11 protein-coding genes are annotated in these 12,770 nt (G+C 65.9%); 9 read left to right on the forward strand and 2 right to left on the reverse strand.

Features of this window, described 5'->3' with window-relative positions:
* Positions 1-18 precede the first annotated feature (18 nt).
* From E3T29_RS00615 to dapF, 6 genes are all read left to right on the forward strand, one after another.
* Positions 19-243 carry a DUF3046 domain-containing protein gene (locus tag E3T29_RS00615; RefSeq protein ID WP_092341035.1) on the forward strand — a complete coding sequence of 75 codons (225 nt, stop codon included), beginning with the start codon at positions 19-21 and terminating at the stop codon, positions 241-243.
* A 321-nt stretch (positions 244-564) separates the two neighbouring features.
* Positions 565-1,710, forward strand: coding sequence for a recombinase RecA (gene recA, locus E3T29_RS00620; RefSeq protein ID WP_134343650.1), 1,146 nt, complete (start codon positions 565-567; stop codon positions 1,708-1,710).
* 58 nt (positions 1,711-1,768) lie between these two features.
* Positions 1,769-2,521: a regulatory protein RecX gene (locus E3T29_RS00625; protein ID WP_166792298.1), complete on the forward strand. Its 753-nt coding sequence runs from the start codon at positions 1,769-1,771 to the stop codon at positions 2,519-2,521.
* Positions 2,522-2,595: 74 nt separating this feature from the next.
* Complete coding sequence (miaB, locus tag E3T29_RS00630; RefSeq protein ID WP_134343652.1) at positions 2,596-4,200, forward strand: tRNA (N6-isopentenyl adenosine(37)-C2)-methylthiotransferase MiaB; 1,605 nt, start codon at positions 2,596-2,598, stop codon at positions 4,198-4,200.
* Positions 4,201-4,205: 5 nt separating this feature from the next.
* Positions 4,206-5,189 carry a tRNA (adenosine(37)-N6)-dimethylallyltransferase MiaA gene (gene miaA, locus E3T29_RS00635; protein ID WP_241987564.1) on the forward strand — a complete coding sequence of 328 codons (984 nt, stop codon included), beginning with the start codon at positions 4,206-4,208 and terminating at the stop codon, positions 5,187-5,189.
* Between the two features lie 44 nt (positions 5,190-5,233).
* Positions 5,234-6,115, forward strand: a complete 882-nt coding sequence (gene dapF, locus E3T29_RS00640; protein ID WP_092341039.1) for a diaminopimelate epimerase — start codon at positions 5,234-5,236, stop codon at positions 6,113-6,115.
* Here dapF and E3T29_RS00645 read toward each other — a convergent pair.
* Positions 6,112-6,720: a class I SAM-dependent methyltransferase gene (locus E3T29_RS00645; RefSeq protein WP_134343653.1), complete on the reverse strand. Its 609-nt coding sequence runs from the start codon at positions 6,718-6,720 to the stop codon at positions 6,112-6,114. The two genes, dapF and E3T29_RS00645, sit on opposite strands and share 4 nt — an antisense overlap.
* Positions 6,721-6,760: 40 nt before the next feature.
* Here E3T29_RS00645 and hflX point away from each other — a divergent pair, with 40 nt between their 5' ends.
* From hflX to metE, 3 genes are all read left to right on the forward strand, one after another.
* A complete protein-coding gene (gene hflX, locus E3T29_RS00650) occupies positions 6,761-8,353 on the forward strand; it encodes a GTPase HflX (protein WP_134343654.1) in 1,593 nt (530 codons plus the stop codon).
* 221 nt (positions 8,354-8,574) lie between these two features.
* Positions 8,575-9,540, forward strand: coding sequence for a methylenetetrahydrofolate reductase (locus tag E3T29_RS00655; protein ID WP_134343655.1), 966 nt, complete (start codon positions 8,575-8,577; stop codon positions 9,538-9,540).
* Positions 9,541-9,627: 87 nt separating this feature from the next.
* A complete protein-coding gene (gene metE, locus E3T29_RS00660) occupies positions 9,628-11,970 on the forward strand; it encodes a 5-methyltetrahydropteroyltriglutamate--homocysteine S-methyltransferase (RefSeq protein ID WP_134343656.1) in 2,343 nt (780 codons plus the stop codon).
* Positions 11,971-12,024: 54 nt separating this feature from the next.
* Here the strand turns inward: metE and lexA are convergent, their stop codons facing one another.
* Positions 12,025-12,729, reverse strand: a complete 705-nt coding sequence (lexA, locus tag E3T29_RS00665) for a transcriptional repressor LexA (protein ID WP_092341044.1) — start codon at positions 12,727-12,729, stop codon at positions 12,025-12,027.
* Between the last annotated feature and the right edge of the window lie 41 nt (positions 12,730-12,770).

Genomic DNA, 12,770 nt, shown 5'->3' on the forward strand with positions numbered 1-12,770 from the left:
TCAGGTTGAAGGAGTGTCGTGCGACTCAGTGAATTTCGCACCGCGATGAAAGAAGAGTTCGGCGACGCCTACGGGCGCGTGCTCACCCGTGACCTCGTTCTCACCCCGCTCGATGGGCGTACCGCTGATCAGGCCCTCGCTGCTGGTGTTCCCGCCCGCGAGGTCTGGCTGGCGCTCTGCGCCGAAGTCGATGTCCCGCGCAGCCGCTGGCACGGTGCCGGCATTCCTGCTCCGCGCCAGTAGCGTCGTTCAGCCTCCTCGGGTTAGGCCGATATTTCGACACGCCGCAAAAACATTCCCGACAATGGTCGAATACCTGTTCGGCCTTGATAGGCTCCTCCACAGCAGACAATCTGACAGATTGCGCACCGTTTGATCGTGCTCCCGACCAGTGTCGGAGGTGCGGCGTACAGTCGAATTTTTCAGAGAAAGTCGGCAAATGCCTTGTCGAAACGTGCATCAGGGTCCGACCCTGCGCGGGCCGACAGCCTATAGGCGCCACCACGCACACCCGCAGCGCCGTTCACAACCGGCGACAGTGCAGAACCCAAGGAGATCACCACCATGGCATCACAAGCGAACCGCGAGAAAGCCCTCGAAACCGCCCTCGCGCAAATCGATCGTCAGTTCGGCAAGGGATCGGTCATGCGCCTCGGCAGCGACGAGCGCGCCCCCGTCGAGACCATTTCTACCGGGTCGGTTGCTCTCGACGTCGCACTCGGCATAGGCGGGTTACCGCGTGGTCGCATCGTGGAGATCTACGGCCCGGAATCCTCGGGTAAGACCACACTCACCCTGCACGCCATCGCGAACGCGCAGAAGAACGGCGGCATCGCCGCCTTCATCGACGCCGAGCACGCCCTCGACCCGGAGTACGCCAAGAAGCTCGGCGTCGATATCGATGCCCTCCTCGTCTCCCAGCCCGATACCGGTGAGCAGGCCCTCGAAATCGCCGACATGCTCGTGCGAAGCGGGTCCATCGACCTCATCGTCGTCGACTCCGTTGCCGCCCTGGTTCCGCGCGCTGAGATCGAGGGCGAGATGGGTGACTCGCACGTCGGCCTGCAGGCCCGGCTCATGTCCCAGGCCCTGCGTAAGCTCACCGGTGGCCTCAGTCAGACCAACACCACCATGATCTTCATCAACCAGTTGCGCGAGAAGATCGGTGTGTTCTTCGGCAGCCCCGAGACCACCTCGGGCGGTAAAGCCCTCAAGTTCTACGCCTCGGTGCGCCTCGACATTCGCCGCATTGAAACTCTCAAAGACGGCACGGATGCCATCGGTAACCGCACCAGGGTCAAGGTCGTCAAGAACAAGATGGCGCCGCCCTTCAAGCAGGCCGAGTTCGACATCATGTATGGCATCGGCATCTCGCGTGAGGGCAGCCTGATCGACTTCGGTGTCGACCAGGGCATCGTCAAGAAGTCCGGCGCATGGTACACCTACGACGGCGACCAGCTCGGCCAGGGTAAAGAGAACTCGCGCAACTTCCTGATGAAGAACCCTGACATGGCCAACGAGATCGAGCGCAAGATTCTGATCAAGCTCGGTGTCGGTCCAGAGGGCATCGCGGCCAAAGCCGCCGAAAAGGCCGCTGCCGCAATCGCGCTGGAGGCCGAAATCAAGGCTAAGGCCGAAGCGGATGCCGCAGCCGTGCTGGCCAGCGGCCCTGTCGTCACCAAGGCGGCCCCCGCCCGCAAGATCGCCTAACCGGCCGCGCCACACCAAACATCAGTTCCGCAACGACAACAAAAGGCAGGTCACGCCAATGGTGCACTTCGAACCCCCGGACGATGCAGCAGAACGCGCCGACTCCGGTTTGGCTTCCGTGACCTACCTGCCCGGTGCGGCACCGGGCATGAAACGCCGCTCGCCGCTCGAACCCCGCCCGGCGGCGGCCGACAGGTTCGCCGCCGCGGCGGCTGCCGCTCGGGAGGCAGAGGCCGCCGCCGATAACGAGGCCGAGAGTATCGACAGCGACCAGGTCGACGACGAAGCCACCGCAGCAGACTTTGTCGCTGATGCGGCCGATCAGCGGGAGCGGGCCGAAAAGGTGCTGTTGCACCGGCTGCGCGGCCGCTCCCTCTCCACGGTCGAAGCCCTCCTGGTACTGAACGCTACCGGGGTCGACTCCGGTGATGCCAGCGGGATCATCGAGAAATTCATTGAGCTGAACTACCTCGACGAAGCCAAGCTTGCCGACCAGATCATCCACAGCCACAACGTGCGCAAGGGCCTCGGCCGCACCGGCGTTGAAGCGGAGATGCGCAGGCGCAAACTCGACCCGGGCGTCATGATGGACAAGCTCGAGGAACTTCCCGACGACGAAGCCGAACGCGCCATCGACCTGGCCACCAAGCGCATCGGGCAGATGGAACGCTTCGACGACCAGACCATCGACCGTCGACTCACCGGCTTTCTCATGCGTAAGGGCTACAGCTCGGCAGCGGTACGACTCGCCGTCAAAGCAGCCATGGACAGCCGTGGTGGCGGCGGCACCTCCCGCGTGCGTTTTCGTTGATGCTGGCCGCTGATGCAGGCGCGGGCCTGGCTCACGGCCCGCACACCGAATTGCTCGCGTAAACTATACCTACTATGAGTATCGTCGCCCCCGAACTAGCCCGCCGAACCGTGATCACACCCTCGGCAGCCGCGATCGACGAGTCGGGGCGCGCGCGCACCTACGAGGTTCGCACCTTCGGCTGCCAGATGAACGTGCACGACTCCGAACGGCTCAGCGGCTCGCTCGAGGCGGCCGGCTACGTCTCGGCCGATGGCGGCGAGGCCGACATCGTCGTGATCAACACCTGTGCCGTGCGTGAGAACGCCGACAACAAGCTCTATGGCAACCTCGGCTACCTCGCCTCGGTCAAGCGCAAGCACGCGGGCATGCAGATCGCCGTTGGCGGCTGCCTCGCTCAAAAAGACAAGACCACCATCCTCGAAAAGGCACCGTGGGTCGACGTCGTCTTCGGCACCCACAACATGGGCTCCCTGCCCAGCCTGCTTGAACGGGCCCGGCACAACGGTGAGGCTCAACTCGAAATTCTCGAATCCCTCGAGACCTTCCCCTCGACCCTGCCCACCAAACGGGACTCCAGCTACAGCGGCTGGGTCTCGATCTCGGTCGGCTGCAACAACACCTGCACGTTCTGCATCGTGCCGGCCCTCCGCGGCAAGGAGAAAGACCGCCGCCCGGGCGAGATTCTCGCCGAGATCCAGGCCCTTGTCGATGACGGTGCCATCGAGGTCACCCTGCTCGGCCAGAACGTGAACTCCTACGGGGTCGAATTCGGCGACAAGCTCGCTTTCGGCAAGCTGTTGCGCGCGGCCGGCAAGATCGAGGGGCTGGAGCGCATTCGCTTCACCAGCCCGCACCCCGCCGCGTTCACCGACGACGTCATCGACGCCATGGCGGAAACGCCGGCCGTCATGCCGCAGCTGCACATGCCGCTGCAGTCGGGCTCCGACCGTATCCTCAAGTCGATGCGACGCTCCTACCGCGGTGCGAAGTTCCTCGGCATTCTCGACCGGGTGCGTGCCCAGATGCCGAGCGCGGCCATCAGCACCGACATCATCGTCGGTTTCCCCGGCGAAACCGAAGAGGACTTTCAGGAAACCCTGCGGCTTGTTGAACAGGCCCGGTTCGCGACGGCGTTCACTTTTCAGTACTCCATTCGCCCTGGCACTCCGGCCGCGACAATGCCTGACCAAGTTCCCAAGGCCGTCGTGCAGGACCGCTACGAGCGACTCGCGGCCCTGCAGGAGCGCATCTCCCTCGAAGAGAACCAGGCGATGATCGGCCGTGAGGTGGAACTGCTCGTCGCCAACGAGGGCCGCAAGGACAGCGATACCCACCGGCTGAGTGGCCGGGCGCCCGACAGCCGCCTCGTGCACTTCGACGTGCCAGCCGGTTCACCCCGTCCCCGTCCCGGCGATATGGTCACTGTCGTCGTCACCCAGGCCGCACCCTTCCACCTCATCGCAGACTCCACCGACGGTGCGCCGCTCCGCATCCGAACGACTCGGGCCGGCGAGGCGTGGGACCGTATGGAAGTCGAATCCTGCGGGGTACCCGCTCATGGCGGCGCAACCGGTGGCCCCGGCCCCGTTTCGCTCGGTCTGCCGACGATCGGCCTGCGGCTCGAGGGTGGCTCTACCACCATCCCCATCTATAACGTGAACGACGACGAGCGCTAGGAGCCGTGTCGACAGTACCAGCGGTCACAGCCGACCCAGCGGCTCTGATTGCGATCGTCGGGTCGACCGGCACCGGCAAGTCGGAGCTGTCCCTCGACTTGGCCGAAAGGCTGATTCAGCGCGGACAGTCGGTTGAAATCGTCAACGCCGACGCCATGCAGCTCTACCGCGGCATGGACATCGGCACGGCGAAGCTCACCGTGCCCGAACGCCGCGGCATTCCGCACCACCTGCTCGACGTGCTGGACGTGACCGACGAGGCCACCGTCAGCAATTACCAAACGGATGCCCGCGCCGTCATCACCGAGATCCGCGCGCGCGGGGCTGTGCCCATCGTGGTGGGCGGCTCGGGCCTCTATGTCTCGTCGGTCGTGTTCGACTTTCAGTTTCCCGGCACCGATCCGATACTGCGCGCCCGGCTTGAAGCCGAACTCAGCATGAGCGGACCCGGCCTGATGTACACCCGGCTGCAGGCCGTCGACCCGCAGGCCGCCCTGCGGATCGGGCCGAGCAACGGTCGCCGACTGGTGCGGGCCCTGGAGATCGTCGAGCTCACTGGCGCCCCGCATCTGGCGGCCTTGCCCGAGGAACCGGTCTACTGGAAGCCCACCGTGCTGCTCGGCCTGCGTACGCCGCGCGAGCAGCTCACCCCGCGGCTTGATGCCCGGGTCGAGCGGATGTGGGCGGCCGGCATCGTCGACGAAGCCCGAGGGCTGCTTGCGGCCGGCATCGAAAATGGAGTGACGGCGAGCCGCGCGATCGGCTACGCGCAGGCACTCGGCCAGGTGTACGGCACGCGCAGCCAAGCTGAGGCCGTCGAAGCGACCCAGCAGCTGACCCGGCGTTATGCCCGCCGGCAGGTGAGCTGGTTTAAACGCTACGCGCACGCCCACTGGGTCGAATCCGATGCGGCAGACCGGGTCGATGACGCCCTCGCACACGTCGACCGGGGCAGTGCGCCCAGTGCCCTCCCGGCACGACCGCTCTGAGCTGCCCGGAAAGTCTCGCAGCGGCCGCCCCGTAAACTGGCAGCATGGGCATCACTCTGAACTTCACCAAGGGCCACGGCACGGGCAACGACTTCGTGCTGTTCGCTGATCCCGACGGAACAACGGAGCTCACGCCGGCGCAGATTCGTGCTGTGTGCGACCGCAAATTCGGCGTCGGTGCGGACGGCATCATCCGTGCGGTTCGCAGCAAGAACCTGCCTGACGGCGCGGCCGCTCTCGCTGAAGACGACGCTGCCGAGTGGTTCATGGACTACTGGAACGCCGACGGGACCGTCTCGGAAATGTGCGGCAATGGCATCCGTGTGTATGCCAAATTCTTGATTGAGAACGACCTCGCCGAGCTGCTGCCCGGCGACACCCTGACCATCGGCACTCGCGGGGGCGTGCGGGACGTACAGCGCAACGCCTCCGGCTTTCAGGTGGACCTCGGCCGATGGAAGCTCGACGGCACCGAACCGCTCGTGCGCACCAAGAACCTGCCCGTGGCGCGGCCGGGACTCGGCATCAATGTTGGCAACCCGCACACGGTCGTCGCCCTCGCCGACGACGATGAACTTGACGCGGCCGACCTCACGTTCATTCCGCAACTCGATCCCGAGCCGGCCGACGGTGTGAACGTTGAATTCGTCGTGCCCAACGAACCGCTGGTCGTCAACGGCGTCGGGCGCTTCCGCATGCGCGTACACGAACGCGGCAGCGGGGAGACGCTGTCCTGCGGCACCGGAGCGGTCGCGGCCGCCCTCGCCACCCGGCACTGGGCCGGCAAATCGGCGCCGCACCAGTGGCGGGTCGAGGTTCCCGGTGGCGTGCTCGGAGTGCGCATGTTCCCCGCCGAGGACGGCGAGCACGTGTCGCTGTCCGGGCCGGCAGAGCTCGTCTTCGACGGGGTTCTGAACCTGGGCTAGTCGCGGTGCACTGCCAGCACACGGAAGCCCTTGCTGATGGCCTCACGCGTGGTTTCGAAGTTGTCGGGGAGTTCGGCGGCGAGCCAACGCTGGAGCGAATCCGAACCGAGGTTGCGTTGCACGACGAGCCAGGCATCCGCTTCTGATTCGAGGCGGGGTAACCAGGTCGTCATGAGCCCGTGCAGTTCGTCCTTGCCGACGCGAATGGGCGGGTTCGACCAGATGGTGCGAAAGCTGATGTCGGTGGGCACATCGGCGGCGAGCACGGCGTTGATGTTGGTCAGGCCGAGCGCGGCGGCGTTCGTGCGCACGAGATCGAGGGCACGCTCGTTGACGTCGACGGCCCAGATGGTGGCGTTGGGGGAGGCCATGGCGAGGTGCAGGGCGATCGGGCCCCAGCCGCAGCCAAGGTCGAGAAAGTGACCGGTCAGCGGCGGCTCAGGCGTGTACTTGAGCAAAACCTCGGTGCCACCGTCGATGTGGGCGGGGCTGAAGACCGAATTGGCGGTCGTCAAGAGCCGATCCTGGCCGTGCAGTTGCACGGTGATCTGGCGGGTTTTCAGTACGGTGCCGGGCGCCGGAGAAAAATAGTGGTCGGACGACATAAGAGGAACCTTTCAACTTCGTTGAACTAAGGTTAATGGGATGAATGATCCAACGGCGCCCTCGGGCAACGACGCGGTAGAAAACACCGCGGTAGTAAACACAGGCGCAGACGCCGCAGACGCTGATGATGTCGTCGCGCGCGTGTTGGCCAGCGCCGACAGCAAAGCTGCCGGCTACTCCCTGTTCCGCAGCGGGGCAGCCCAGGCCCTGCAAACTCACGCATCCGGCGAGTATGACGGTAGCGAGCACGACGGCGACCAGTCCGAACGTGCTGACCGCAACGCCCTGCGGCGAGTCGGCGGGCTTTCGACCGAGCTGGAAGATGTCACCGAGGTTGAGTACCGCCAACTGCGGCTCGAAAACGTCGTTCTCGTGGGTGTCTACACGCACGGCACGGTCGATGACGCCGAGAACTCCATGCGCGAACTGGCCGCCCTCGCCGAAACCGCCGGGGCAACCGTACTCGACGGTCTGCTGCAGCGCCGGGCCACCCCCGACCCGAGCACCTACCTCGGCAAGGGCAAGGCCCAGGAAGTTGCCGACATCGTGAAGGCGCTCGGCGCCGACACCGTCATCGCCGACACCGAACTCGCGCCCAGCCAGCGCCGTGCCCTCGAAGACGTGGTCAAGGTGAAGGTCATCGACCGCACCGCCGTGATCCTCGACATTTTCAGCCAGCACGCCAAGAGCCGAGAGGGCAAGGCGCAGGTCGAACTCGCCCAGATGGCCTACATGCTCCCGCGCCTGCGTGGCTGGGGCGACTCGATGTCTCGCCAGGCCGGTGGCCAGGTCGGTGGCACCGGTGCCGGCATGGGCTCCCGTGGCCCCGGTGAGACCAAGATCGAACTCGACCGACGCCGCATTCACACCCGGATGTCCAAACTGCGTAAGCAGATGGTCGAGATGAAGCCGGCCCGCGAGGCCAAACGCGCCAACCGCAAGCGCAATGCCGTTCCCTCGGTCGCCATCGTCGGCTACACCAACGCCGGCAAGTCCAGCCTGCTCAACCGCATCACCAAGGCCGGAGTGCTGGTCGAGAATTCCCTGTTCGCGACCCTCGACGCCACCGTGCGCAAGTCGACGACCGCCGACGGGCGTCTGTACACCCTCACCGACACGGTCGGTTTCGTGCGCAACCTGCCGCACCAGCTGGTCGAAGCCTTTCGCTCAACCCTGGAAGAGGTCGCCGACGCCGACGTCATCGTGCACGTCGTCGACGGGTCCCACCCCGACCCCGTGGCCCAGCTCGCCACCGTGCGCGACGTCATCTCCGAGGTCGGCGCCCGCGATATTCCCGAACTGGTCGTCTTCAACAAGAGCGACCTGATCAGCGATGACGACCGGCTGGTACTGCGCGGCCTGGAGCCCAAGGCAACGTTCGTGTCGGCCCGCACCGGTGAGGGCATCGACACCGTGCTCGCTGCCGTTGCGCTGCTGCTGCCGACACCGCAGATCGAACTCGACCTGCTCATTCCCTATGATCGCGGCGACCTCATCGCCGTTCTGCACGACGTGGGCCGCATCGAGACGACCGAGTACATCGAGACCGGCACCCACGTCACCGCGTTCGTCACTCCCGAGATCGAGCCGCAGTTCGACCCCTTCGTCATTCTGCCCGCGCTCTCCGTCTGATTGCCACCGCCCGTCGGCGCACCAATGACACGAACTGTCACATTGGTGCGACCCGGCGCTGGTGTTGTTAGTGTCTAATCAATCGTTGCCGACGGAATCCATTCCCCGGCATGGAGCGACAGCCGAGCCCGGCACCCGCCCGCGAAAACCCACCAGTGTTCTGGTGTGTCCGCGGCCGCCCGGCCATCACCCGCTGTACCGCTTCTGCCGAATGAGGAACCATGACCGCCCCAACGCCCAACGCGTGTGACGCCCGCCCGGCGTTCTCGTTCGAGGTGTACCCGCCGAAATCGGTGGCCGCAGCATCCGCTCTCACCCGCACCATCGATCACCTTGCCGCCGCCGGCCCCGAGTTCATCTCGGTCACCTACGGCGCCAACGGTTCGTCGCGCAATTCCTCGCTCGACGTGCTGCGCTACATCAAAGACCACACTTCAGTGGATGCCATGGCTCACCTCACCTGCGTCGGCTCCTCGCACACAGAAGCCAGCCGCCTCATTCGCGAGTTTCTCGACGCCGGCATCCGCAGCTTTCTGGCCATTCGCGGCGACGCGCCGCAGGGCGCGGATGAGGGCGACACCCCCTTTCTCGGCGACCTGCACAGCGCGGGGGAGCTGGTACAGCTCATCCATCGAGTGCAGATCGAACGGGTGCCGTACATCGAGACGGTGATTCCGGGCCTGCCCGGTGCCCGCGGGGTGAAAACGGAACGCAGCAAGGTGCGCATCGGCGTTGCGGCCTTCCCCAACGGCCACCCGAACTCGCGGTCGGTCACCCAAGACATCGACACCCTGCTGGCCAAGCAGGCCGCCGGAGCCAACCTGGCGATCACCCAGCTGTTCTTCCACGCCGACGACTACCTGAGCTTCATCCAGCGGGCTCGCTCCGCCGGAGTGCTCTTACCGATCCTTCCCGGCATCATGCCGGTGACCAGCCCGAACCGGTTGCGCCGTATTCTGCAGCTCTCCGGTGAGAAGCTGCCCGCCGAACTGTCCATCCAGCTCGAGGTCGAACCGACCGACGAAGGCCAGCGCCAGATCGGCATCGACTACGCCGTACGCCTCGGCCAGGACGTACTCGCGGGCGGCGCCCCCGGGCTTCACCTCTACGCCTTCAACCAGCACGACACCGTGCTGAAGGTTCTCGAAGGGTGTGGGGCACTGCCAGTGCCCGCTGCCATGCCCTAGGCCGCACGCCGCTCAGGCGCGAGGCCCACCCACCACGTTCGTTCCTCCGACCGTTCCAGCCATCATCGCTCCAGTGAAGGAATCACCATGCCCATTTCGCCAGTTTCCAGCACCTTTCCCACCGGCACCATCCTCGGCTACCCACGCATCGGCCGACGGCGCGAACTGAAGAAAGCCGTCGAAGCGTTCTGGTCGGGGACGATCGACGCGCCGGCCCTGGAGGCCGTCGCCGCTGGGCTGCGGCAGCAGACCCGCGATCGGCTCGCCAGTCTCGGGCTGGGCCGCACCGACTCGTCGATCCCCGAGTCGTTCTCCTACTACGACCAGGTGCTCGACACCATCGTTGCCGTCGGCGCGATTCCCGCCCGGTTCGCCTCGCTCGTCGCCGCTGACGGCACCCTCGACCTGGCCGGATACTTTACGCTGGCCCGTGGCGCGGGCGAGAACCTGCCCCTCGAGATGACCAAGTGGTTCGACTCCAACTACCACTACCTCGTGCCCGAGATCGGACCGGAGACCGCGTTCTCGCTGGCCGGCGACCGCATCGTACGTGAATTCATCGAGGCCAAAGCGGCCGGGTTCCTCACCCGTCCGGTGCTCGTCGGCCCGGTCACTTTCCTGCTGCTCAGCAAGGCCAGTGACGAAGCCCCGGCTGGCTTTTCGCCCCTGTCGCGGCTGGACGATCTCCTTCCCGTGTATGCGGCGCTCCTGGCGCGGTTAGCGAATGCCGGAGCCGACTGGGTGCAGCTCGATGAGCCGGGCCTGGTCAGTGAATCCATCGACGTACCGCGCGCGGAGACGCTGGCGGCCGTCGCATCCGCTTATGGAGTGCTTGGTCGACTGACCGGCCGGCCCGCCCTGTTTGTTGCCGCGCCCTACGGCAGCCTCGACGACGCCCTGCCGGTACTTGCGGCCACCGCCGTCGAGGCGATCGGGCTGGACCTGGTGCGGGGCACCCTGCCCCGGGCCGTCCCCGGACTGGCCGACAAGACCCTCGTCGCCGGCGTCGTCGACGGGCACAACATCTGGCGCGGCGATCTGACCGGTGCCTTCGAGGCCGCCGAGAGCGTGCGTGCCCTCTCCGACTCGGTCACCGTGTCCACTTCGACGTCACTGCTGCACGTGCCGCACGATGTTGCCGACGAGACATCGCTGCCGGGCTCACTGACCAGATGGCTGGCCTTCGCCGACCAAAAGGTCGGTCAGGTCGCCACCCTCGCGCTCGGACTCACCGCCGGACGTGAGGCCATCGCGGCGCCGCTGGCCGAGGCCGAGGCGGCCCTGGCGGCCAGGCGCAGCGCCCCCGGCGTGCGTGACGGAGCCGTGCGCGGCCGTGCCGCCGCGCTGAGGGAAGCCGACTTCACTCGTGGCGACTACGCGGATCGACTCCTCGCCCAGGAGGCGGCGCTGCACCTTCCGCCACTGCCGACGACCACGATCGGATCCTTCCCACAGACCGCCGACATTCGCCGAGCACGCGCACAGTTCCTCAAGGGAACCCTGGCAGCGGATGCCTACCGCGAGCTGATGCGCGCCGAGATCGGCCGCGTTGTGCAGTTGCAAGAGGAGATCGGCCTTGACGTGCTCGTGCACGGCGAACCCGAACGCAACGACATGGTGCAGTACTTCGCCGAGAACCTCGACGGATTCGCCGTGACCGAGAACGGCTGGGTGCAGTCTTACGGCAGTCGCTGCACCCGGCCGTCCATTCTGTGGGGCGACGTGTCGCGCCCGACACCGATCACCGTGGACTGGTCGGTCTACACGCAGAGCCTCACCACCAAGCCGGTCAAGGGCATGCTCACCGGCCCCGTGACAATTCTGGCCTGGTCCTTCGTGCGCGACGACCAGCCATTGGGCGAGACCGCCCGCCAGGTGGCTCTGGCCCTGCGCGATGAAATCTCCGACCTCGAGGCTGCGGGCATCAAGATCGTTCAGGTGGACGAGCCGGCCCTGCGCGAGTTGCTGCCGCTGAAGAAGAGGGATCAGGCCGACTACCTGGACTGGTCGGTCGGGTCTTTCCGGCTCGCCACGGCCGGGGTCGCGGATGCGACCCAGATCCACACCCACCTCTGCTACTCAGAATTCGGTGTTGTCATCGAAGCCATTCGCAACCTCGACGCCGACGTCACGAGCATCGAAGCGGCCCGGTCGCGCATGGAAGTTGTGCGGGAAATCGAGGCGGGCGGCTTCGACCACGGCATCGGCGCCGGCATCTACGACATCCACTCGCCGCGCGTACCGAGTGTGGACGAGTTGACCATCCTGCTCGACACCGCCCTGGAATCCATTCCCGAACGCCAAGTGTGGGTGAATCCGGACTGCGGACTGAAAACGCGTGGCTACGACGAGACCGTGCAGTCGCTGCACAACATGCTCGCCGCGACGCGGGTGGTGCGTGAACGCCTCGGTGCCACCGTCGGCGTTTAGCGGGGCAGACCGAAAACAGGCCCGATCACCGGTTGGTGGTCGGGCCTTCGTCGATTAAACCGAACGCAGCACCGCGACGACCTTTCCGAGGATGTCCGCAAAGTCGCCGACAATCGGTTCGAAGTTGCTGTTGCGCGGCAGCAGCCAGGTGTGGCCATCGCGCTTTCGCAGAACCTTCACGGTGGCCTCGTTGTCGAGCATGGCCGCGACGATCTCGCCATTCTCCGCGGTCTTCTGCTGGCGAACCACGACCCAGTCACCGTCGCAGATGGCGGCGTCGATCATGGACTCACCCACGACCTTGAGCATGAACAGCTCGCCCTGCCCAACGAGTTGGCGGGGGAGCGGGAAAATCTCGTCGATCTGTTGGTCGGCCGTGATCGGGATTCCCGCGGCGATACGACCGACGAGGGGCACCATCGCGGCGTCGCCGACCTGAACGCCGGGGTGGAAGCTGTCCTGGTCGCCGGTACCGACATCTTCGGGAGCGCGCTGAATCTCGATGAGAACTTCGAGTGCCCGCGGACGATTCGGGTCGCGGCGCAGGTAGCCACTGAGTTCGAGTTGGTTGAGCTGGTGGGTCACGCTCGACAGTGAGGCGAGCCCGACCGCGTCACCGATCTCACGCATGCTCGGCGGGTACCCGCGCGAACTCACCGAACGCTGAATCACGTCGAGAATAGCGAGCTGCCGCTGGCTCAAACTCTTGCGGCGCCGGGTGCCGCCCTTGTCACGGGTACCGCTGGTGTCCTGTGTCACGATGTGCCCTCCTGGAGTTGGCCCCGCGTGGTCTGAAACCG

Origin of the sequence: Cryobacterium sp. TMT1-66-1 (assembly GCF_004403435.1) — a bacterium.
Lineage (GTDB): Bacteria > Actinomycetota > Actinomycetes > Actinomycetales > Microbacteriaceae > Cryobacterium > Cryobacterium flavum.

Bases quoted from the DNA above. Each gene is read 5' to 3' on its own strand.
- recA (WP_134343650.1), top strand. From the start codon at position 565: ATGGCATCACAAGCGAACCGCGAGAAAGCCCTCGAAACCGCCCTCGCG.
- E3T29_RS00625 (WP_166792298.1), top strand. From the start codon at position 1,769: ATGGTGCACTTCGAACCCCCGGACGATGCAGCAGAACGCGCCGACTCC.
- miaB (WP_134343652.1), top strand. From the start codon at position 2,596: ATGAGTATCGTCGCCCCCGAACTAGCCCGCCGAACCGTGATCACACCC.
- dapF (WP_092341039.1), top strand. From the start codon at position 5,234: ATGGGCATCACTCTGAACTTCACCAAGGGCCACGGCACGGGCAACGAC.
- E3T29_RS00645 (WP_134343653.1), bottom strand. From the start codon at position 6,720: ATGTCGTCCGACCACTATTTTTCTCCGGCGCCCGGCACCGTACTGAAA.
- hflX (WP_134343654.1), top strand. From the start codon at position 6,761: ATGAATGATCCAACGGCGCCCTCGGGCAACGACGCGGTAGAAAACACC.
- E3T29_RS00655 (WP_134343655.1), top strand. From the start codon at position 8,575: ATGACCGCCCCAACGCCCAACGCGTGTGACGCCCGCCCGGCGTTCTCG.
- metE (WP_134343656.1), top strand. From the start codon at position 9,628: ATGCCCATTTCGCCAGTTTCCAGCACCTTTCCCACCGGCACCATCCTC.